The 23444-nt window shown below is 56.8% G+C and carries 14 protein-coding genes; 8 read left to right on the top strand and 6 right to left on the bottom strand.

The window, feature by feature from the left end; translation table 11 throughout:
• The first annotated feature begins 766 nt into the window (after nucleotides 1-766).
• On the top strand, nucleotides 767-1948 hold the full coding sequence (locus tag Q5H89_RS22500) for a replication initiation protein (protein WP_305021586.1): 1182 nt from the start codon (nucleotides 767-769) through the stop codon (nucleotides 1946-1948).
• A 254-nt stretch (nucleotides 1949-2202) separates the two neighbouring features.
• Here Q5H89_RS22500 and Q5H89_RS22495 read toward each other — a convergent pair whose 3' ends face one another.
• Nucleotides 2203-3432 (bottom strand): tetratricopeptide repeat protein, encoded by a 1230-nt coding sequence (locus Q5H89_RS22495; RefSeq protein ID WP_305021585.1) that lies wholly within the window; start codon nucleotides 3430-3432, stop codon nucleotides 2203-2205.
• Between the two features lie 208 nt (nucleotides 3433-3640).
• Entirely contained in the window at nucleotides 3641-4042 is a 402-nt protein-coding gene (locus Q5H89_RS22490) for a hypothetical protein (RefSeq protein WP_305021584.1), read from the bottom strand.
• A gap of 331 nt (nucleotides 4043-4373) precedes the next feature.
• Here Q5H89_RS22490 and Q5H89_RS22485 point away from each other — a divergent pair, with 331 nt between their 5' ends.
• From Q5H89_RS22485 to Q5H89_RS22455, 7 genes are all read left to right on the top strand, one after another.
• Nucleotides 4374-5063 carry a recombinase family protein gene (locus Q5H89_RS22485; RefSeq protein ID WP_305021583.1) on the top strand — a complete coding sequence of 230 codons (690 nt, stop codon included), beginning with the start codon at nucleotides 4374-4376 and terminating at the stop codon, nucleotides 5061-5063.
• Nucleotides 5064-5295: 232 nt separating this feature from the next.
• The gene (locus tag Q5H89_RS22480; protein WP_305021582.1) at nucleotides 5296-9108 is read left to right on the top strand and encodes an RHS repeat domain-containing protein; all 3813 of its coding nucleotides are present in this window, start codon (nucleotides 5296-5298) and stop codon (nucleotides 9106-9108) included.
• A 54-nt stretch (nucleotides 9109-9162) separates the two neighbouring features.
• Nucleotides 9163-15594, top strand: a complete 6432-nt coding sequence (locus Q5H89_RS22475) for a DUF6443 domain-containing protein (protein WP_305021581.1) — start codon at nucleotides 9163-9165, stop codon at nucleotides 15592-15594.
• A 37-nt stretch (nucleotides 15595-15631) separates the two neighbouring features.
• Nucleotides 15632-16213, top strand: coding sequence for a hypothetical protein (locus Q5H89_RS22470; protein WP_305021580.1), 582 nt, complete (start codon nucleotides 15632-15634; stop codon nucleotides 16211-16213).
• A 303-nt stretch (nucleotides 16214-16516) separates the two neighbouring features.
• The gene (locus tag Q5H89_RS22465) at nucleotides 16517-17248 is read left to right on the top strand and encodes an ABC-three component system protein (protein WP_305021579.1); all 732 of its coding nucleotides are present in this window, start codon (nucleotides 16517-16519) and stop codon (nucleotides 17246-17248) included.
• On the top strand, nucleotides 17191-17562 hold the full coding sequence (locus tag Q5H89_RS22460; RefSeq protein ID WP_369810692.1) for a three component ABC system middle component: 372 nt from the start codon (nucleotides 17191-17193) through the stop codon (nucleotides 17560-17562). The genes Q5H89_RS22465 and Q5H89_RS22460 overlap by 58 nt, the downstream gene beginning before the upstream one ends.
• 863 nt (nucleotides 17563-18425) lie before the next feature.
• Complete coding sequence (locus Q5H89_RS22455; RefSeq protein ID WP_305021578.1) at nucleotides 18426-19217, top strand: TetR/AcrR family transcriptional regulator; 792 nt, start codon at nucleotides 18426-18428, stop codon at nucleotides 19215-19217.
• Between the two features lie 61 nt (nucleotides 19218-19278).
• Here Q5H89_RS22455 and Q5H89_RS22450 read toward each other — a convergent pair whose 3' ends face one another.
• The 4 genes from Q5H89_RS22450 to Q5H89_RS22435 all read right to left on the bottom strand — a co-directional run bounded on the left by Q5H89_RS22450 (nucleotide 19279) and on the right by Q5H89_RS22435 (nucleotide 23124).
• Nucleotides 19279-20256, bottom strand: coding sequence for an IS110 family transposase (locus tag Q5H89_RS22450; protein WP_305021577.1), 978 nt, complete (start codon nucleotides 20254-20256; stop codon nucleotides 19279-19281).
• A 306-nt stretch (nucleotides 20257-20562) separates the two neighbouring features.
• Nucleotides 20563-21381 (bottom strand): hypothetical protein, encoded by an 819-nt coding sequence (locus Q5H89_RS22445; RefSeq protein ID WP_305021576.1) that lies wholly within the window; start codon nucleotides 21379-21381, stop codon nucleotides 20563-20565.
• 216 nt (nucleotides 21382-21597) lie between these two features.
• Nucleotides 21598-22326, bottom strand: a complete 729-nt coding sequence (locus Q5H89_RS22440; protein WP_305021575.1) for a DUF3800 domain-containing protein — start codon at nucleotides 22324-22326, stop codon at nucleotides 21598-21600.
• A 183-nt stretch (nucleotides 22327-22509) separates the two neighbouring features.
• Nucleotides 22510-23124, bottom strand: coding sequence for a hypothetical protein (locus Q5H89_RS22435; protein ID WP_305021574.1), 615 nt, complete (start codon nucleotides 23122-23124; stop codon nucleotides 22510-22512).
• Nucleotides 23125-23444: the final 320 nt, after the last annotated feature.

Below are 23444 nucleotides of genomic sequence, written 5' to 3'. Positions count from 1 at the left end.
GCTACCAAGGCTACCAAGGCTACCAAGGCTACCAAGGCTACCAAGGCTACCAAGGCTACCAAGGCTACCAAGGCTACCAAGATAATAGCCTACGGATTTTAGAACTACCTATTGAGCTAATCATGAAGAATTATTCTTGTCCTTCTCTACTACCCACCCACGTCTCAATGCTAGCTCGTCATTGACCCCAACTTTGTAGGGAGTTGCTACCTATCAATAGAGTGGGTTGAAGAACGTTTGAGGGATGAAAACAGACTCTCTACCCTCATAGTAAGGAATATTGACCCCAACTTTGTAGGGAGTTGATTCAGTCACTTAATGCTAAAAAGCCCTTCTGCATGGCACAGAAGGGCTTTTTCAAATCCACTAGCCTTAAAATGGAAGCAATTCCCTACAAAATTGGGGTCGCCGCGCCCGCCCCCTGGTTGAGACTACTCAACGTGAGCTTTCAATCGTCTATTAGACAACAATTTTGAAAATACTGCTCAAGAAACTAGTAGTTTACTTTCTTTATCTAGTTTATATAGTTTACGGGTGGCATAATCAACTACATATCAGGTAATTATGAAGGCAACTCCCTACAAAACTGGGGTCAACTCCCTACAAAACTGGGGTCAACTCCCTACAAAACTGGGGTCAACTCCCTACAAAGTTGGGGTCATCGATTGATTATAGCCCTACAAAACTGGGGTCAACTCCCTACAAAGTAAAAATTTGTAGGGAGTTGATGTTGTTGCAGCTACATTTGCTGCACTACTCCCGCCCCATGAACCTTATAGCAACTTCTTCGCTGCCAGCCAGTACACCTCTAGTTGTCCAGCATAATGCGCTTATTAATGCGCGTTTTCAGTTCGGGCCATTAGAAACGCGCCTGTTCTTGCACCTATTAGCGAACATTGGGCGAAATGATACCACCTTCGGTCTATGCCGTGTTGAAGTGTCTGAGTTGCTAGGAGAAATAAACAGCCAAAATACTTACAAGCTAGTCCGAGAGGCTGTAGAAGAATTTGCCACGCGTACTATCACTATTGAGCAACTTAGCGGAGTAGGCCGCCGGAGCCGCCAGCCTGATTTCGTAGTGCTACCACTACTATCTATTGCTCAGTATAAAGGTGGAGAGGGAGCAGTGGAGGCTCGCTTTAATGATGCAGTGATACCCTACCTGTTGGAGTTGCGTGACAACTTCACGAAAGCACAACTCACCGAGCTGTTAAAGATTAAAAATCCAAATTCACACCGGATATACTGGTTGTTACGCGAGTATTCGGCTTTTGGGCAGCGAGTAGTTGGCCTCACCGATCTGAAAGCAATGCTTAAGCTCGGGCCAGGATACGACCGCTGGGATAACTTTAAAGTTCGCATCCTAGATCGCGCTCAACAGGAGTTACAGGAAACAGACCTGCCTTTTACTTACGAATTAATACGACAGGGTAAGGCAGTAAGCGAAATCCGCTTCCTATTCGCGCCTGTATCTGAACAATTACCCGCGCCGCAGCCACCTGCCGATGGTTGGGAAGCTGCCTTACTAGCAGTAGGTGTTGCAGGTAAAAGCCTTACCACAATAAAGACGCAAATCGAAGCTGGTTATTACGATGAGGGATATATCCGTTATGTACTCAGTCGGGTAAGCAACCAGGTACGACAGGGGAAAGTAAAAAAGCAGGCTGGGGCTGTTTATAAGGCTTTAGCTGATGGGTACTTCCTAAATGACTATAAGCAGGCACAGGCTACGCCTACAAGTAAACCTAAGCCTGTTGCACGGCCGATTATCACAGCCAAGCAACGTGAGAAGCTACAGAATGAGTTAGCAGATTTACATAGTTCGCTCAAATTCGTGCAGCACGAAGCACCAGAAGATCTTTACACCGGCTCAAAGCGACAGGAAGCAGCGGCTGAAATAGAGGCTAGGATAGCCAACTTGCAGTATCAGTTGCAAGCAATCCATTAAGCTTATGTTGCTACTCTAGTTAAAACTTGAGGAATTAGTACATAAGCAATACAGCTGACGGCGTAACACATTATAAAATAGGCTAGTATAAAATAGTATTCCGTCTCATTTTTGACGTTTATACTATTATAAACTAATTAGTAGACAGGTTGTTAGGGGTAGTGTTTAACGTGAAAACCGTTCTGTGCCAACTAGCAGCGCGCTAAGTTGGCAAAATGTGAAGAATGCATTTTCCCTCGGCTAACTGCCCCAGCTTACTGCAGCGTTTTGGCATACTTATAAAACGCCTTTTCCTCAGGTGACTCGAACGGATAGGTGGCTTCGGAAAGATAGTGGTCAACCAGGGCCAGCAGGGGCTTTACTTCTGCCGAACGGCCGACTTGCAGACTGCGCTGCAGGCGGTCAAGCAGATCATACCGTAGCCCCAAGATCATCGCTACTTCGTTGCGGCTGTTGGAATTCGCTTTAGCCACCAAGTCTAAGACGGGGACGATATGGGTTAAGTACTCTGCTGTAGCCGGCTCGGGCTCACCGCTCGCATTTACCTGGTACACGATCCACCGCTGCAGTAGCTCCTGGTTGAGCCGCAAGCTCAGTTGGGCGCTTTCCTGAAAGGCATGCGTGAAGTACACATCGCGCCGAAACTCATTGGCTTGTAACAGGGCTAGTAATAGAATATCCGGCCGTTGCAGGTAAGTGCTATCGTAAGTGGGATGCAGCTGCCAGGTAAAGGACGTTTGCAGGCGCGCATTGAAGACGTGCCATGGCCCGGTGTGCCAGGGCATATACGCCACCGTATCGCGTGCGGCAGCTGGCATGCCGAAACGCAAGGAAGTAGTTTTTTCCAAATAGGCGGGATACCAAGTTGTGGCCAGTAGGGCGACATCCACCACCGATACATCTACGCGGTAGTGATTTACAAGCTGCACGTAGGCGAGCGGAAAGGTTATCAGGTCGCCCGGGGAGAGCAAAATTCCCGCTGGGCGGCACTGATCAAGGAGCGCGCGAGCATGCCCGACTAAAAAATCAGAAAAGCCCCCACGTAGGCGTCCCTGCGCGAAGGCCCAGCGCGCGGAGTCATCCTGCTGGCGGGTGGCATAGCCGACCGCTAGCGCCCCCCACTCACTCGTGATCTTGCCGTAAGGGTCGAGCGGGAGTAAGTCCCCGGTATAGTGCGGCGCGAGGCGGTTCACCATTTCCATTTCCTGGCTGGCTTTGCGCACCAATGCCAGCCGCATCTGATTCATAGTGGCGCCCCCCTCATTGTTAAGCCGGCTGTACGTATAGCCTAGATAATAGTGAGCCTCTGCACTACTGGGCTGGAGTTTAATGGCCGCTTCAAGTGCTCGGGCAGCGGCTTTATAGTTGGGTTTCTCCTGCTTAAACTCTGCTTTACCCTGCTGAAGCAGACTCTCAAAAGAGTGGGGTTGTGCTTGAGCGAAATAAACAGCAAACAGCAGAAGTAAGATGGATAACAACCTCATGTAAGCTAACGAGGGGAGGAGGTACTAGACAGTCAAGGCCGCCAAGTCCGGTTGACAAGAAGGCGTTAAAATTAGGCGAGGAAGTCACTACCTATAGGGACTCACAGGTCATTTCTGCTGTATTGGGCAATCACTTTTTGTAAGCTCAGTCGACCCGCGTGCGTTTCTCACATTACTTAAACGAAGAACCGGAAAACGTGACGAGCTACTAGCGCGACCTAGTGGCTAGGGTATCCAACTTAAGAATAACGTTGTGCCCCTCGCGGGTGAAGTAGGCAATCCGCACGTGCAAGCCGGCTCGCATAACGCCCCCCTCGGAGGTAGCCTGGTTGTAGCCATAATTCGTCGTGTTAAGACCCGCGATGGAAAAGGGCACGCCCGCTACCGTGAAGCTTTCCGATTTGTGGCCGCCGGCCGGCATGGGGTCAAAGTCGCGAACGGCGCCTTGTACCAGCTGATAGCGCTTGTGCGCATACACCTGGCGCGTCTGCCTATACTCGTTTATCATGGCGGGGATGGCCATCACACTGAGCAGGCCGGCGAAAGCGGTAAAGAGGGCGCCACCCAACATGCCCGACTGACGCTTGGAAATACCCAGTAAGGGAACCAATGTTTCATCGGTCTCTTGCCGAGCCCGGCGATAATGCGCTAGTCCCCCAGCCACAAAGAGCAAGGGATACAGCATGAGGCCCACCTTGGGCCAGCGGGTGGCGAAATCGTAGACAGGAAGCCAGTACGTCATAGCAAGCGCTAGTTAAGCGAGGAAGAGGTCACACCCTGCCTTAGCGAGCAGAACAACTCTTGCGCCACTACCGATAATCGCAGGGAAGGCTAATCCAAACGGGCAAAAAGCACATTTTGGCCCAAAAGACATTACATGAACGAGCGTTTAAATAATGTCTTTTTAGGCTACCTTCGTCGAAACTCGTCGCTTTTACCCCGTGCCCGCCTACTGCGCCTACTACCGCGTCTCTACCCAAAAGCAAGGCAACTCGGGGCTAGGCCTCGATGCGCAGCGGGCGGCGGTGAAGAACTTCCTGCAGGGCGTGGCGCCGGTAGGGGAGTACGTGGAGGTCGAGAGCGGCAAGAAGAACCAGCGTCCCCAACTGCTGGCCGCTATCGCGGCGGCGCGAGCTATGGGTGGGGTGTTGCTGATTGCTAAGTTGGATCGATTAAGTAGGAACGCGGGCTTTATCCTAGCCCTGCGCGACTCGGGGGTGCAGTTTGCCTGCTGTGACATGCCTGATGCCAATACGCTTACCGTGGGGCTGTTTGCCGTCATCGCCCAGCACGAGCGCGAGACCATCTCCCAACGCACTAAGGATGCCTTGAAAGCCAAAAAGGCGCGGGGCGCCCAACTGGGTACGCCGGCCAACCTGACCGAGGAGGCGCGACAGCTGGGGCTGGAGGCGCGGCAACGCAATGCGCGCGAGCATGGGGGCATCCGGCAGGCGACGGCGCTGATTCTCGCCCGGCGCGCGCAGGGACTCAGCTGTGAGCGGATTGCGGGGGAGTTGAACGCGCTTGGCTTTACCGCTAGGCGCGGCGGGGCTTTTAGTCAGAAGCAGGTCCAGCGCCTCGTCCACCGGGCCACCACTGCTGACCTTGCGCCGGGAGCGGGCGGCGGCTGACGAAGGGAAGTAACGGCGCCGCGCCACCCCTAGCCGGCGACGTACGAACACAGCACTCAACGCTGAATTTCTATGGCGTAGGCAGGGGTTGCTCTATTAATTAAGAACTGTCCGGCCCATTTTTTGGCCGTCACATTCAGCCCTCCTCACAGCTAGACTACTTTGGAGCTATACGTTGACAAGTAGGGGCTATATCTTTTAGTGAACATTATTGACAGGAGTGGGAGCATATTTGCATTTATTATTTGCAAACTCTATGACTCAACTGCTACAATTCATCTTTCCCGTTTTCCGTAAGCTGGGCTTAACTCTGCTCCTGGTAGGAGGGGGGATGAGCCAGTTGATGGCACAAGCAATTCTTACTGCTGACGCCATTAAGCATACCCCCGCCCTGCCACCTCCGCCTGAGGCAGCAGCACTAGGTAAGTTCGGCCAGACGCCCGTCAGCCTCTATACCGGGGTGCCGCAGATTTCTATCCCCATTTACACCCTCAAGTTGCAGGGGTTGGATGTGCCAGTGTCACTCGATTACCATGCGGGGGGTATCCGCACCAGTGAAATGGCTAGTAACGTAGGCCTGGGCTGGGTTTTACAGGCCGGAGGAACCATTTCTAGTACGGCATTTGGTAAGCCTGATTTTGCGCTCAATGGCTACGTTGCTGGGGCGACTGCCGCAAATGCACGCCTACCCCCTAACCGCATGCTACGCCCAGCCGTCCAATACGTACCTGGCGGAGCCTCTATTGAGGGCAATGCGGACTATAAGTTTCTCAGCCGGGCCACGGCATGCCCAATTATTAGTAAAAGCAGCAGTGGTGCGCCTAGCACTACGCTGGATACTCAGCCCGACGTATTTCAGTATAGCTTACCTGGTCGTAGTGGACAATTCTTCCACACCCAGGATGGCCAGGCGCATCCTATGCCGTTTGAGCCCCTACTTATTACCCGCTTACCTGGCGGCCTCACGGGGCCATGGGAAAGCAGTGGAGGAGGGTACCGCCTTGTGGATGAGCGGGGGAATACGTTCCTTTATGATCTACTGGAGGTTAGCACTACTTACCTGACGTTCATCAACCACGCGGTTGGCCCCATGGACGACATGACGCCCCACTCACTGGTCTACCGCCTGCGTCATATCCAGACCGTGTACGGTGAACGGGTCGATTTCCAATACGACACGCTCACTTACCGCTACCACAACGTTCCCTCCCGCACCCGTTTTCACAAGGAGGGTAACAGTAATACGTGTAATCCCCGGCCAGATAATCGCACGGAGAGCTATTCTGTTGTCCACTCCCTCCAGCTCACCAGCATCACCTCCAGTCTAGGCCCCATTATTCAGTTTGAATATGCGACTTGCCCACGGCTGGACGTAGCTGGCGGCCGGGCGCTTAGCGCCATCGTGGTGCAAGAAGATAATCACACCCGCCGCTTTCAACTTGCGCAAGGCTACTTCAATGGGCCGGATACTGTTTGTCCAACCTCCGCCACTGCGTCGCATTATACAGCCGGCCCCGACCAGTATCGCTTGAAATTGTTAGCGGTTCAGGAAATCGGCAAGCCAGCCTATCAATTTAAATACGAGACTGCGTTACTGCCTAACCGGCTGAGTGCCGGAGAAGACCACTGGGGATTCATCAATGGGCAGCAGAGCCAAGTCGATTATCCCAAAGATGAGCTTAATGGCTTTTATGACGGCTATAGCCGCGAACCGGATAGTACGGCGATGTTCAGCGGCATGCTGCGGGAGGTCCATTATCCAACAGGGGGATTTACGCACTACGTGTTTGAGCCCAACGGTTTTCGCGTCCCCACGGATAGTACGACGACTTATGTGCAAAAACAGGTAAGTTTTTACGCGGACACGTCGACTACGGCAGTCTCCTCTGCTTTTCCTCCGCAACACGGTACATTCCGCCTTAATACTGGGCAAGCTATTGCCTTAGTGCAGTACCAAGGGCCACCTTGTGGGCAGAGTTATCCGCAGTTTACCGTCAATATCACTACCCAGGGTACGCTCGTAGCCCAATACTGTGGGACCCAGCCGGCGAACGCTAGTGTCAGCTTTCAGCCCAACGTTACGTACGACGTAAGTGTGCAACAGTACGGCAGCAGTCCGGATAGCTATTTTCGACTGTTTTGGACGGAAGCTGTCCCTACGCTCGTACCTAGTCATTGGCAGTGTACGGGTGGGTTGCGTATCCGAGAGGCACAGGATTTTGATGGATTGCACGCTACCCCAGCTCGCCGCCAGCGTTATTACTATACCCAGCTTGACACGACACGCACAAGCGGTGTTACGCTGGCAGGGAATACGCCACTCTATACTACGCGTATAGATGAGAAGCAGCGGCAGTTCTCAACCTCAGGAGCTGGGACAGCTAGTCAGAATCCACAGACGGTAACCAATACTTGCCACTGGTTGATGCAAACTGCTAATACGCAGTTACCGCTTTCTACGATCAAAGGCAACAATATGGCCTACACTTCGGTGCTCGTGCTAACGGACGAGCATGGAAAACAGGGGCTGACGCAGCATAAATTCTCTTTTGCTTTCGATTATGCGCCATACGCAGGCTATCCCTTCACACCCGTAACCAGTCACGATTGGGAGCGGGGGCTGCCGATTGAGCAGACCGATTTTCGCTTTGATGAACGACGGCACAGCTTTCACCCCGTCCGGCGCGTTACCTCACACTTCACGTCTCGCTTTACTCCGCCCAGTACAGCCAGCGAGGATTCTACCAATTATGTCCCGGCTGCGCAACCTAATGAAGCCCACGCCCTAGGGTTGAACATGGTCGTAGTAGACCCTGAGTTCCGGTTGGATTGCACCTGTGGAGATGGACTTACAACGGGCCTGTGCTGGGTGCCTGCGACCTTCTACTGCCAATCTTATAAGCTGCTCTCAATTTGGCAGTATAAGGATTGGGAACGGACAACCACGTTCGACCCCGCAGACTCCACTAAGCGTACGGTGGTCACCTCTCGCTATCGCTATGATAATGCGCAGCATGCGCAGGTGACGGCCAGCGTCGTTTCGACAACGGCTACCACTAGGGGGACTGACTCCTTGTTGACGCGGATTAGCTACCCGTTGGATTTTGATACTACGTTGGTTAGTACGCCTGCTGCTCGGGCTATCCGTTACTTAATTCGTACTCATCAAGTGGGTATTCCGCTGGAAACCCAACACTGGCGCTATACGCCTACTACGGGCTATTCCCTCACGCGGGGGGAACTGCTCGAATATGCCGGCCAGTGGCCTCGTCGGAGCCGCAGTCTGCTAACAGACCGTCCTTTGAGCAGTGCCACTCGGGCTCATATAGTCCAAGGAGCCCTCGTGGCGGATAGCCATTATCAAGATGCTCTTTGGCTGGACAGCTACGATCAGCAGGGGCATAGCCTGATGGTACACCGGCCGGGTGCTCCGCCCACTACTTTTATTTGGCACCCGGGCTCTGGGGAATTGCTGGCGGAGGCTACCAACGCCCACTTCAGTCAAGTAGCAAGCACCAGCTTCGAGCCTAGGGCGACTGGCAGATGGGTGTATGATACCACTGGATACCACCGCCAGCCAGGGGGACGCATCGGGCACTATGCTTACCGATTGGATGCGAGCGGGGCTATACGCCGCGCGGGCCTGCCGGCCGGAGACTATACGCTCGTGTACTGGCAGCAGGGAGACGGGAGCTTGCAATTCGGGCTGCGCAACGGCTCGACTGTAGGAACAGGTCAAGTGCTGGCTACCGCGCCAGACAATTGGCACCAGTACCGGCAGCAACTGCACTTCGCCGCTACGGGAGCAGTACAATTAGACGCCCCTAGTGGCCAGGTGCTTTTATTAGACGAATTGCGCCTTACCCCCGCCGGAGCAAAGTTGACAAGCTACACCACAGATTTGCTGGTCGGACGCACCTCTGTCACAGGGCCTGATGGGCGAACGACTTTCTACGAGTACGATGCGCTAGGCCGCTTGGTGCGCACGCGCGACGAGCAAGGGCGCATCCTCTCCCAGCAGCAGTATCACTACGCCGGTAAGTAGGCCCTGCCTCGCCCACTGCCCTTTTCTCTTTTTTGGTTGCCTTTGCCCGCCTCTATGCGCCGGACTTCTACGCTTGCCCCTGCCCTTTTTCGTCGTCTTGGCCCCCTGCTGCTCGGCTGGGGCATCCTGCTGCTGACCCTGACCCGAAGCCAGGCCCAGACGCTGCCCGCCAGCGAGGGCCAGGTAGCCGACTCGACGGAAGTGCGGGCGCTGCGCCAGCTCTACGCCGCCACCGGCGGGCCGCAGTGGCGCGTGCGCGACAACTGGCCGCATGGTACTACCCTAGCCGAGGCCGCCACCTGGGCCGGGGTGGGGGTGAGCGGCGGCGATGTAACCAGCCTCTCGCTGGTAGGCAACCAGCTGCGCGACTCGCTGCCCCCCAGCCTGGGCCAGTTGCGGGCCCTGCAGTACCTGGACCTGCGGGCCAACCAGCTCACCGGCGCCCTGCCCCCCGCCCTGGGTCAGCTCACCCAACTCGTGAGCCTGGCCCTGGCCGACAACCACTTCACGGGGCGCTTGCCGGCCGAGCTGGGCAACCTGACGCAGCTGCAGGGCTTCTCCGCGGAGAACAACCGCTTCACGGGCTCGCTGCCCGCCACGTTTGGCCAGTGGCGGCAGATGGGCTGGCTCGTCCTTAATAATAACCAGTTTAGTGGGCCCATCCCCGCCAGCTGGGGCCGCATGCGGGCCCTGGGTGGCCTGTTTCTGCAGAACAACCAGCTCGCGGGCTCGCTGCCCGACTCGTTGGTCAACTGCGCGCAGCTAGGCGTGCTGCATCTGTTCAACAACCGCTTTACCGGCGCGTTCCCGCCGAGTTGGGGCCGCTTTCAGCACCTCTACTACCTGGAGCTGGGGGCCAACCGCCTCTCAGGCGTGCTGCCCGAGGAGCTGACCCAGCTCGCCGGCCTGGGTTCGCTGGGCCTGGGGGGCAACCTGCTGGCGGGCCCGCTGCCCGACCACTGGGAGCGGATGCGCAGCCTGGGCAGCCTGGGGCTGAGCAACAACCAGTTCACCGGCGAGCTGCCGCCTTCACTCGGCGCCTTACCCGCCTTGGCCTTCTGCTACTTAGCGAACAACCAGTTTACCGGGCCGCTGCCGGCGCCGGCAGCGGCCGGGTGGCGGCAGCTGCGCTATCTGGATGTCAGCCACAACCAGCTCAGCGGGGCCCTGCCCGACTCGCTGGGCAACTGCCAACAGCTGCAGCTGCTGCTGCTGGACTACAACCAGTTCAGTGGGCCCTTGCCCGAGACGCTGGGGCGCCTGACCAGCCTGCTGGAGTTGCACGGGCTCTTCAACGCCTTTACCGGCCCACTGCCCGCCAGCCTGGGGCGGCTGCCCACCTTGCAGCGCGTGGACCTGCGGGTTAACCAGCTCACCGGGGTGATTCCCGACGCCTGGGGCCGGCTGGCCCAGGTGCAGGACCTCTCGCTCTCCTACAATCAGCTCCAGGGGCCGCTGCCCGACTCGCTGGGCCGCGCGCAGTCCCTGCGCGTGCTGGCCCTGGAGCACAACCAGCTCACGGGCCGCCTCCCCGCCGCCTGGCAAGGCCTGCGCAACTTGCAGGTGCTCAGTGTGCAGGACAACCAGCTCAGCGGGCCCCTGCCCGAGATGTTGCCCGCCGTGGAGCTTTACTTGGACCGCAACCAGTTCAGCGGCACGGTGCCGCCCGGCTACGCTACCTCTGCCAAGCTGCTCACCCTGAGCCTGGAGGGCAACACCTTCACCCAGCTGCCCGACTTTAACGCCTCGCCTAACCTAAGTCGCTTTCGCCTCAGCATCAGCGACAACTGGCTCGCGTTCGATTCCTACGAGCGCAACCAGCCCACGGCCGATGCCAGCCGCTGGTACTACTGGAACTACAGCAAAACCCAGCGCCAGCCCCCGGCCCAGACCACGACCGTCGTCAACGGGGCGACGGCCACGTTGGACGGGCATATCGGCGGAGCTTACAACCACTACCAGTGGCAGCGCCAGGTAGGGGGGCAGTGGGTCGAGATGCCGGGGCAGACGAGCCCAAGCCTGAGCTGGGCCGCCGTGACGGCGGCCGAATCGGGCACCTACCGCACGCGCGTGGTCAGCGACTGGGTCACGGGCGTTACGCTCTACTCGCGGTCCCTGGTGCTGGACGTGACGCCCTACCCGGCCCTGGCCCAGAACCGGCCCGACGACGCGAACCAGGGCTTACCCATCAAGCCCTTCGTCGCGAGCGACTCGGCGAATTGGCACAGCGCGGCCGCCCCGGCCGACGTGAACTACGTGCGCGTGTGGACCCCGCGCGTGGCCCTGACCGACTCGACGGCGGTGCCCCGGGCCCCGGTGGACTCGGTCAGCATGAGCACCCAGTACCTCGACGGCCTCGGCCGGCCGGTGCAGACCGTGCTCAAGCAGGCCTCGCCGCACCGGCGCGATATGGTCCAGCCCCAGGCCTACGATGGGTTGGGAAGGGAGCCGCTGGCCTACCTGCCGTATCCGGATATGAAAAACGGGGACGGCAGCTACCGGGCCCAGGCCCTCCAGCAGCAGCACGCCTTTTACTACCCCAGCCTAGCTACGGGTCCACCCACGCCCGATGACCCTACGCTCGGGGTAGCGCGCACGGGCCGGCCCTATGCCGAGACCGTGTTCGAGGCCTCGCCCCTGAACCGGGTCACGGCCCAGGGCGCGGCCGGCGAGGCTTGGCAGCTTACGGCGGGGCACGTAGTGGAGCGGGTGGAGCGGCCTAACACCGACGCCGATTCGGTCCTATGGTTCCAACCTGGCTATGACCCTAAGAGTCTGGAACCGGGCTACCAGGGTTTTTACAAGGCGGGCGAACTCTGGGGCACCGACGTCAGCGATGCCCACGGTCCGAACGAGCCTGGGGAGAAAGGCTACCATACCATCGAGTGGAAGGACAAGCTGGGCCAGGTGGTCTTGAAACAGGTCGAGGCCAACCGCACGGGCAGCACCAGCACGGGCCTGCACAGCCGCTGGCTGCGCACGGCCTACGTCTACGACGACTTTGGCCACCTGCGCTTCGTGCTCCAGCCCGAGGCCAGCAAGCGGGTGCTGGCCCTGGGCGACACGCTGGCCCCGGTGCCGGCCAGCGTGCAGCCCTTTCTGTTTCACTACCGCTACGACGGGCGGGGCCGCCAGGTAGCCAAACAGGTACCGGGCCAGGAGGGCGAAACGCTGGTCGTCTACGACCAGCTCGACCGCCCCGTGCTCAGCCAGGATGCACAGCAGCGTACCCGAAAGGAATGGAGTTGGACTAAGTACGACGCGCTGGGCCGCATCGTGCTCAGTGGGCTCGTCACGCGGGGCGACACGCTAGGCCAGGTGAGCTTGCAGGCCCTGGCCGCGGCCGACACGGCCGCCGGGCACCAGTACGAGCAGCGCACAGCTGACGTCACCCATTACCCCCAGTTCTACACCACCGACCAGAGCTTTCCCAAATTGGGACTAGGCAAGCAACTCAGTGCGCAGGGCTTCCCCGCCGGGCAGGTGCTGAGCGTGACGCGCTACGACGACTACGACTACAACGGGGACGGGCAAGCGGACGTGGCCTACGACGCCAGTACCGATGGGCAGTTTCCCAGCGGGCAGGCCCCGGTGGCCGACGTGCTGCGCACCACGGGAATGGTGACCCAGATTCAGACCCGGGTGCTGGGCGTGGCCGAGGGCGACGACAAACAGGCGGCCTGGCTCACCACCACCACCTTCTACGATGAGCGCGCCCGCCCCGTGCAGGTGCAGACCACCAATGCCCGTATCTACGGGGATTACCAGCAGGGCCGGGACCTGCTCACCACCCGCCTCGACTTCACGGGCAAGGTGGTGCAGAGCGTGGCCGTGCACCGGGGACCGAGCCACGAGCCGCTGCCGGTGGCCGAGTTCTTCACCTATGACCACACGGGCCGCCTGCTCACCGCCCGCCAACAACTGCCGGGCGAAGCGCGCCCCGCCCTGCTCGACAGCGTGCAGTACAATGAAATTGGGCAGGCCGTGCGCAAAACGCTGGGCACGGGCCGACTGCAGCAGGAAGTGGATTACACCTATAACATCCGCGGCTGGCTCACTAAGCTCAATGACCCTTACTTCCCGGTCCAGGACGACCTGTTTAACCTGAGCCTACACTACGAGCGAGGCTTCACTAAAGGCTACGAGCAATACAACGGCAACCTGACGGGCCAGACCTGGCGTGGCCGCGACGGGGTGCAGCGGGCCTACGGCTACGTCTACGACCCGCTAAACCGCCTGCTGCAGGGCGACTTCGTGGCTCGCCAGACAACCACGGCCGCCACCCCGGGGGCGGGGGCCTGGAAAGCAGAGGAGGACAACTATCGCCTGAGCTTTGTCTCGTATGACGACAACGGCAATATCCTGACCCTGCGACGCCGCGGGCTGTTGCAGAACGCCACCCACGCCAGCAGCAAGCAGTACGGGGCGGTCGATAACCTCACCTACACCTACCAGGGCAACCGCCTGCAAGCGGTCGATGACCAGGTGACGGGTAACCAGCTGCCGCGGCCGACCAACTATAACGGCGCGCCGACGAGTCTGGCGGGCGACTTCCAGGAAGCTGGCGTCAAGCTCGGGCAAGAGTATCTGTACGACGCCAACGGCAACCTGACGCAGGATAAGAACAAGGGCATCACGGGCATCCTCTACAACCACCTGAACCTGCCGCGGCAGATTCACTTTGGTGCTGTGGGCGATAGCGTGGTGTTTCGCTACGCAGCCAGCGGGCAGAAGGTGGCCAAGCTCGTCTACCAGACTGGCAAGCTCACGCCCCAGCGCACCGACTACCTGGGTCCCTACCAGTACGAGGGCGACAGCCTGCGCTTCTTCCCGCACGCGGAAGGGCGGGTGCTGCGCTTCGTCTCCTACGATGCGGCCCACCAGCCCACGGTGAGCTTTCAACGCGAGTTCACCTTCAAGGACCACCTGGGCAACCTGCGCCTGGCCTATCGCCTGGGCCAGGTGCGCACCTACCTGGCTAGCCTCGAACAGGACGAGAACACCCGTAAGCGCGAGACCCAGCAGTTCGACTCGCTCAGCGTGAGCCCGCCCATCGCCGTGGCCACGCCCTGGGCTATGGGCCAGTATGCGGCGCGGCTCAACGCGGGCGGGGCCAGCCCCCAGCCGCTAGGCCCGCTGACCCAGCTCACGGTGCAGAAGGGTGACTCGCTGCGCGTGAGCGCTCCGGGCCTCTACCCGCAGCCGGTCAGCAGCTCCAACTTTACCTTCTCGCTCGCCTCCTTCGTGGCCAGCCTCTTGCAGCCCGCCCAGGCCGGCACGCCGCCCAGCGTGGAGGGCAGCCGGCGCGGGGGCCTGCCCCTGCTGCAGGTAGGGCTGAGCGCGGCCACCTTGCAGGCCGTTTCGCAGCTCTCGAATGGCGTGCCCAAGGGCTACCTGCGGGTGCTGGTCTTCAACCAGGACTCGGTGCTCATCGACCAGCGCAAGCTCCAGCTCTCGACCAATGCGCTCGGCCACTACGAGGTGCTTCAAGACACCTTGACCATTCGCCAGAACGGCTACGTGACCGTGTACGTGGGCAACGAGAGCCCGGTGGACGTCTTCTTTGACGAAGTGCGCCTCGAGCACCGCCAGGGCCTGCAGGTGCAGGAAAACCAGTATGACCCGGCTGGGCTAGAGCTGGCTGGGCTAGCGGCGCCCTCACCCGGCATTCGCGGGCTCAACAACTATCGCTTCAATGGCAAGGAGTTTCAAGCTGATTTGGGCCTAGCGTGGAACCATCAGGACTGGCGCTTCTTCGACCCCCAGTTGCTGAGATGGCATTCTGTAGACCCCGAAATTGAGAATGGACAGGAATCATGGACGCCCTATTCCTTTGGCTACGATAACGCCGTACGTTACAGTGATGCTAATGGGCGAAAAGGTGAGGAGATTATAGTAAAAGGCACAGCTGAATTTAAGCAAAAAGCGTTTAATAGTTGGCAAAAGTTGACTAATTCGAATCTTTTACTATTAAAAAGCGGAAATGTAGTAGAGGCCTCAGGTTATAAAGGTAGCAAAGAGAATATAGAAGCCACTGGTACAGCCTCTACTGAAAAAAAATTAGCGAAGGGAACCGCAACTGTTAGGCAGCTAATTAGGTCTGACAAAACTAATGTTACAATACAATCCCCAGACGGGACTAATTTTACTACGCTCAATGACAAAAATGCTGCGACAGGTGCAATGCCTGACAAAGCTGCAACTGGGTCGGGAACGACAATCAATTACAACCCGGACTTAGAAAGCGGCGTGCTTAATACAGATGGGACTAAAACAAGGCCCGCTTATATCGGTTTGGGTCATGAAGCAAGACATGCCACTCATGCGAATGCAGGGACAGTTGATTTGAAACCGAGCCCTTTGCTAGACCCAGATACTAAAACAACTGGCTTGACGCAAGAAGAAGTCAAAACGCGCACAGAGGATAATTCTATTAGATACGAACAGGGTGTAACGGAACGAGCAGTTCCATGTGACCCACGTTGAATTTTACTAAATAATTTCATCTTCACCCCTTTCCATCATGCGTTTTATTCTCGCTATCGTATGTCTAATTGCTCATACTAATTTTACGTGCAATGATTCTACGGAAAACGTTGTTAAATTATGGAATAAGAGCACTTTAGAATCAGTTGCCAGTCAACAAGACTATGTATTTTCAAATAGCTTTTATGATAAAGAGTATTATGTTAGAGAGTTCTCACCTAATTCTTTGAGTACTGAATATAAATTAAGGGTTAGCCTAATTGAATTTCTATCAATTAAATTTCCTAAGCTATTGAACAATGAGTTTGAAGTCATAGAATCCAGGCATGAAGGTGAATCAAGGTATATTTTTGATTATGTGAAATATATAGAAAATAACAAAATGGTAGTTGTTAAGTTTCGCTATCTTGGCGAATGGGAAATTGTGAATAAAATAAATATTGATGAGGAAAAACCTTCGATAAAAGTGGGCGTCGATAAATTAGAGAAGTTCAAAGCGTTTGGATTAATAGTGAGTAAATTTAAAAAAATTAATATTGTATTATCATCTAAAGTATGCCCGAGTATTTTAACCTGTGGCAATAATCAAGAAATGTATAAAATATTAATTATTAAATAATTAACCCTGTCCAATTTCTTTCGTCTGAGCATGTATTATGCGCAGTACAACGGGGCAACCTAACGAGTCAGACATAGTGGGGGTATAACGGGGTGCAGCGCGGCTACATCTACGCCCCTCGCTGCTCACCCGGTTAGCCCTCATCACGACGGCCACCGCTGCCCCAGGCTCTATCCCCAGCCTACTGCGGGAAGATGCTGCCCGCGACCCCGCCGAAGCCCTGAGACAGCTGGTCGCGTTGGCGGCGACGGCCCCTAGCACTGCCCTAGCGGCCCCGATGCAGGTCTTCAGCAAAAGCAGCTTGTGCAGGCCATCGTGGTGCTCGACCAGTCGCCTACCATGCCCGACCTCGAAGCCGACAGCAAAAAGGCGTTGGGCTACATCGCCTCGGCCGACAAAAAGCACCAGGTGTACCTGCACCTGCTCGGGTGGTGGTATAGCCGGGTGGCCGACCAACTCGCCCAGCAGCAGCACGTGCCCCTTACCAAGATTGACTTGGAAAACCTGCTGGATGAAATTCGGGGCCAGTTCCACCAGCACAGCTTACCGGTAGAGTTTGCCCGCGCCGAACCCGACGAGGTGTACTACCAATCGCAGGAAGGCCGGCTGTTTGTGCGGCAGCTAGACCAGTTGCAATTGCGCACGCAGCACATCCGGTACGCCGTGCAAGACTTCTACCGGGCGTTCAGCCAGCGCACCAAGTGGAGCGTCGATGGCTTGCTCTTCGTGGGGGAGTTGAGCGCCTACGAGGCCGACTTGAAAGCGCACTGGGCCCGCTACGTCGACCGGCTGTCGTATGAGGGAGAGTTTGCCGGGAATCTGGAAGAAGAGGCCGCCTGCATCCGGTTTGGGCGGCGCGTGCTGGATTGGGTCGAAACGGCTAGCTTCCCCATTCGGTCGGCCATGCCACCCAAAGACGAGTACATTACCCGGGGCACATACCACATCCTAGCCAATGAAGAGCTGCCGGCCGTGTACTGGCACCCGAAGTTTCTGGACAAGCTGGCCGAGCTCTCCGCCCAGGCCATGGCATAACTCCTGCTGCTAGGCTGCCCTGGACCCAACGCCCGCTCGAAGCCAACTTGTTTAACCCGGCCTATTGCGCCCTGCTGCTGCGCCAGGCGGCCGACGGGTACCAGAAAACCGCCCTGCGCGGACTGGACTATGCGGCCGCGTTTCTAGTGCTGCCGGTGGTGCTGCACCAAGCCACGCGCGACTTGCTGCCGGGCACCCTCACCACCAAGCTGCATTTCTGGGCACAGCGGCACCACGAGGTGCGCATCGGCTTTGCCCAGCGGATGCAGGACCTGGTGCCCATTACCAAAGAGGCCCTGCTCTTCAGCCTGTAGCACGACGCCCTCCAGCTAGATGAGGCGGGCGCCAGTAGGTCCTCGCCATCTGCTAGGCTGGGTACCAGTAGCTCAGGCTTGCGGGCACGCATATATCCCCGAGGCAGCTCCTGGCAATTGCCATTGGCCGACAGTGCAGGCTGGGATGCTGCGCCAGACCGTGAGACTGAAAAAGCTGAAAAACGGACAAAAGGGGCGTTTGCAGCTCGTAGAGGCACTTTGCCGTGAGACTGGCTTTTCGCGCTTCGCTTATTTACCCCTCGTCGCGGCAATTGTCGGGGCGTGCCTCGGATGGCAACGGACGTTGCGACCTGCTCGCGACAAGCAAAAAATAGCGCCGTAAGCGGTCCTACGCTGGCTAAACTGGCACACTGAAACGACCGAGCTAGGGCGAAACTTACTAGCGTTGCGGCTATAGCAAGGCACTGGCGGTAGTGGCTTTCACCTTGCTAAGTGCCAGGAGCAACTAAACTATGTGCTCAATGGGGTCGTTCTCTTCTAGCACAATACACGGTCCTTGCCTACCTAGGACAAGCATCGGCTTTTCAATAGCTCCCTATGCGACGTTCTGGGCGGAGTACATCAAGGGGCGTAAACTGACGAGCCTGACGAGAAGCAGCAGAACCAGCAAAGTAATTGACACATAAATGGCCGTCTGGTGCGCTGACTTTTCGTAGTGGACTCCTGAGTCCACTACCCTGGACTGGTGGCTCCATCGGGGGTGGACTGGCGAGTCCAAATCGCCTATATTTACGCAAAAACCGCTTTTGCGCACTCAAAACCGCTAGAAACGGGTCTTAGTAACCGTGCTAAAGCGGCTGCTTTTTCGCGCCTGCTTCGCCCCCTATTTACTTCTTCTTTCGATGGTTGACGACCGCACGACTAAAATCCTCGATACGGCCCTCTGGCGCTTCGCCCTGCAAGGGGTGTACGCGACCAAAACGGCCGAGATAGCCCGCTTGGCCGGGGTCGGGGTGGGCACGCTGTTTCGCACCTTTCCTAGCAAAGAGGCCCTGCTGCAAGCCAGCTACGAACACGCCATCCAGCAGCTCACGGTCCCGCTGCAAGCCGGGCAAGGAGAGGCCCAGCGCGAAGAGTATCTGCACCAGCTGCTCGAACGCTGGTGGCAGCGCACGGCGCAGGCCGCCCTGGCCTACCCCGAAGCGTTTGACTTGTGGCGGCTCGTGCGCACCATGCCGCGCGTGGCCCTGCCGGTAGACCCGTTACTCGGTCCCTTTGCGGCCGTGCCGCCGCTTGTCGAAGAGGCCTTGGCGCGTAGCCCTTGGTACGCCAAGAAAGGCGTGCCCGTAAGTGTGCTCACCGCCTCGCTGGCTGCCCAGTGGACGGCGGCCGTCGACGTGGTGCTGCGCGACCACGCCTGTCAGGCCGATCCGGTCCTCCGGACGCGGGTGTTGACGCAGACTTATAAAGGCTGGTGGCAAAGTCTGGGCTTGTCCACCTCCCTGAGTGCGGTCTGGCAGCACGCGCCCGTCAAACCCCGCCCCAAACCCAAACCAGAGGTGCCGTTCTGGGCGCAACTGCTGCAGGCCGTCGCGGCGCAGGCGCCCGCACCCCCAGCACCGGTGGCCCCACGCGGCCTCGGCCCGGTCACCCCTTTGGTGCCCTATGTTGGACAGGAACTGCCGAAGAAGTAGTCCCTGCAAGGCGAGTGCAATGCCCCCTTGTTTAACATGAACTGTGTGAGAGGGCCGAACTTTAAGCAGCGAGTTTAGTGAAATTAGCTTGATAAGGCACCCCGGATTTTACAATCGCGAAAGCTTGCTTAAGCAGCTTGTTGCAGACGGCAATCAAGGCCACTTTGCCATTTTTTCCTTTGGCTACAAGGCGCTCATACAGGGCTTTGCAAGCTGCATTCGATCGCTTGGCAGAAAAGCTGCACACGAATAATTTGCTGCGCAACAGGGCCCCACCCATCTTCGTGATACGCGTTTTGCCGCGTATGCTGGTCCCAGAGGTATACTCACGTGGCGACAGACCGGCTTTGGCAATGAGTTGGCGATAGTTGTCGAGGCGCACAAACCCGCCCGCAAATAAAAGCAGCATGCCGGCGGTCTTGCGGCTAATGCCCGGAATGGAACATAAAAGCTTCATTTCTTGCGCGAAACGCTGGTCAAGTAATGCCAGTAATTCCGCTTCGAGTGCTCGTACTTGGTCGTCGAGCAGCTGCCATGTCTGTTGGAGGCGCTGCTGGGCGAGCGGGCTGATAACAGGTTGATGCTGCAGCGCTTCCAACGAATTGGCCACCATCGTTTTCTGCTTTAGTAGCTGTTCGGTTACCTGCTCTAGTTGACGACACTCGACTAAAAGGGCCTCCTCTGGTTGCCAGCACTTAACGGCTTGCTGCTGTCCATAGCGCAAGAGCCACTGCGCATCTTGGCGGTCGGTCTTGCCTTTGCCCAGATGCATCTGGATAAAGCGCTTGATGACTAATGGATTTACGACCGCTACCTGACCGCCTTGCTCGTGCAGGTGATAGGCTAGGGCTAGATAATAGGTGCCGGTGGCTTCCAGCACAAATAGACACGCTGCCCCACAGTCTTGCAGCAGGTGGGTGAAGCCAGCCGAGTCATTGCTGACCTCGACGTGGTGGAGATGGGTGCCGCGCTGGTAACAGGCAGCTACAGTGGCCTTGCTCACGTCAAGACCTACAACCGGAAGGGGAGCAGCATGCATGGACTGAGAGAAAAAGGTGAAAGCAGCTACAAAAGGGATTCTAGAGAAGCTTTTTCTATCCTACTACAGGCTCTACTGGCCTCCTGGAACTGTTCAAAGTAGCCCTAGAAAAGAGTGGGGATTGTCATGTTAAACGGGCTGCAACGCCCTTATCCGGGACGAATCTTGTTCCACTCTTTTCCTTCTGGTCCATCCAAGTTACCACTAGGCGATGAACATAGGATATCTGGGAATTATAGGACAGATTTGGATGGGCATTTTAAGCCTGGCTGCTAACCCTTTTTGAATCCCGTTGATCATGAAAGCTCAAACCTCCTTCTCAATTTCAGGCGCCAAGTTTTTACTGTATCGCTGCCCTACTGCTGTCCTTGCCTCGTACTCTAAATCGCGCCATTTTCGTGCCTCATCATTCACAGCAGTTCTAATTTTCTCAGCGATTTGTACTTCTGTCAGTGGTTTATCATGAGTAGACAGCAGCTTTTCCTGTTCTTCTTTCAACACTTCAAAAGATGCATTTAGGTAGAACCCTAGCCTACCGCCTGGATGCTCACTCATCAGGCTTACATATTGCTTCCAATCACTGAGTACGGAGCTTTCTCTCCCGTGTGCTACGAGTCGCTCTTCTTCGTCTAGGGTAAGTAAAAGCAGTCTTAACGACGCTACGTGTGAGGCGAAAGTCACAAATACCTGTGGCATTTTTCTGCCTACTACTAAGTCTACATTTGAATAGATTACTTCTAGCATCCGCTCATTCGTTTTCATGAAGAGGGTTCTGAGCCACTTTCGATAAGCGGCCAGTTGGTCGGCAGTAGGGGGAGGCGGGTTGAATTGCGTAATCGGCTCGCTTTCCTTGACTTCGTAAGGAAAGAACCGCCTAAAATGCTTATTAAGCTGCTGTGAGTCGTTGCCATGCTGGTAGACGAACGACAACCAATCGCTCATGCCTGCCTCGTATAGAATCGACAGTTTGCCGTAGAATTCGCTTAGTTGGCGATTGATGCGCAGGAGTCGATCTGCTCGCCGGTCATCTCTCCGTTTGGCTACAATAGTGGCAATGGCTGCGGCTACGGCGCAAGCTGTGGCAACAGCAGTAGTTATCTCGGCAATATTTCCCCAATCTCCCATAATCTGGCGAAGCTAGCGATAGTTGTAATATACAAACGATTATCGCTGAGCATCCTAGCGCATTACAGGGGTTTTGAAATAACTGTCAACATAAGTGACAGATATATTGACCAGAACTAATTCCATCTACTTCCCGTTATCTTTGCTGTGGTCTGACACCAGATTATTCTGGAAGTAGGACTCCCTGGGGCCGCGCAAGCGGCCCCCTTTTTTTGCCTATACCATCCAAATACTGATACCCTGTTGCTTGAGTAGCAGATTGATGGGGGCTAGTCGATAGAAATAGTTATGAGCGCCCTTCTCGCGGACGCGGCGGTTGGGTTCGAACAGCTGCTTAGCGAAATAGGCGATGACGTCAACCATTTGGTGCAGATACGAGGTGCGCGAATCCCACAGCACGGGGTCGCCAATAATCTGGTGCAGAGCAGGCGTAGGGAGCGCACTCGTCGCGCTACTGGGCTGCCGAAGCGTGTGCATCAAATTGGTCAACTTTACCCCGTCGGTATTATCGCAAAAAACTAGTCCTTGTGCAGGTCCAGCCGGGCTAGTCGCCAGATGTGTGTCAAAGAGGAGCAAGAGCTGCCGCCATACATCTTGAAAGACTGTATTGGTCACTGCTTGGCGTTTATCCAGACCAACGGTCAATAAGTGCATGTCTGTACGACGACGGCACCAGTCCACACATTCAAGCAGGATGCGCAACCGCTCGTTGAGCGGAATATGGGCCACCGAGCCTGGTTTACTGATGAACGCAGAGGCGTGAATTTCCTCAGAAATGAGCAAGCCGTATTTAGTGGATAGATATTGCCGAAAACGGTGTAAGTCGGCCGAAATGCCTTGCAGATGTAGCGGGTCGATGGCCAAGCCTGCCAAAAAGAAGTGCTGGACCGGACTGGTAGGCGTCAAGCCCGAGTCCCCACTTTCATCCACGTAGAGAAACTGCATATGGCTGCAAAGAACGCAGCCCAACACTGAAAGAACTATTTCGAGTTGACACCAGGCTCGCCCATGTGTCCTATAATTGCTTATCCGTTAAGTTGGCTCGATTCCCCAGGTACCAACCAGCTGCTGGTCTACCAGCGTAGTCCGTACATCTGGACTGCGTTACTGGGCCCAAATAGCACGTACTTAGTCGTTGGCGTTGGGCAACCGGGGCGCCGCGTAGCCGAGCAGCGGCGGCGCTAACTGCGGGATGTCCAACTCGAACACGTGGGTGAACTCTGCCTGCCAGTTCAAGAGCCAGAGCTGCCCCGGCGCACACTCCCAGAACAAGCAGCGTAGCGCGGGTTGGTAGTAGAAGCGTCGTCCGAAATAGTTGAGCTGCAAGCACACGTGCGGCTGCGTCCACTCCGGGTACTGTACGGGCAGCATGAGCGCTGGCTGGGCTAAGACAGCGGCGGGAAACCAACCGGCCGGGTCCTCGCGCTGCGCTGGTAGGGGGAGTGGCGGCACGGGCAAAGTGGGTGGGGTGGACGAGGTATCGAACAACTTATCGAGCAGACGCACCCCATAGGTACCCACCATCGTGCCAGCCGCCACCACCCCCACCGTTCGTAAGTCGGCCCCCAGAGGGGTGGGGGCTGGCGGCGAATCGGCTTCGGGCGCGGCGAGCGCGGGTATATCGGCCGAGAGCGGGTGGGAAGCCGGCGGGCGCCGGCGGGCATAGTAGGCCAGGGTGCTACAGGAGTTGCCACAGTAGAGGCGCCGTTTGTGGGCGCTCTCGAAGGGCTTTCCACAGTGCACACAGAATCGCTGTTCAGGGGTGCGTTTACGATAGGTTCTCATCCTAGTCGGGGTGTTTTTGCCTCAAATTTGCGCAAATTTGAGGCAAAAACACCCCGGTTGCTCGGCATTTCAAAGCAGAAAAGTCTTTTCAAACGTGTCCGTACACCGAGTAGTGGTGGCTAACCTATGGCTGTCTACCGGGCGTAGCAAGTAGCTGTTGGGGTTCTCGTTACAACGGGGCGTAAAATTACAGTAAGCTCTAAAATATTGGCTATCAAGAAATTTGTGACCATCTCATTAAAAGCTCGTTTTACGAGGCAGGTAGGCACTCGCTAAAA

The sequence above is a fragment of the Hymenobacter cheonanensis genome (assembly GCF_030581075.1).
Lineage (GTDB): Bacteria > Bacteroidota > Bacteroidia > Cytophagales > Hymenobacteraceae > Hymenobacter.
The sequence above is the reverse complement of the archived record's forward strand: the minus strand, read 5'-3'. Positions and strand labels throughout refer to the sequence as shown.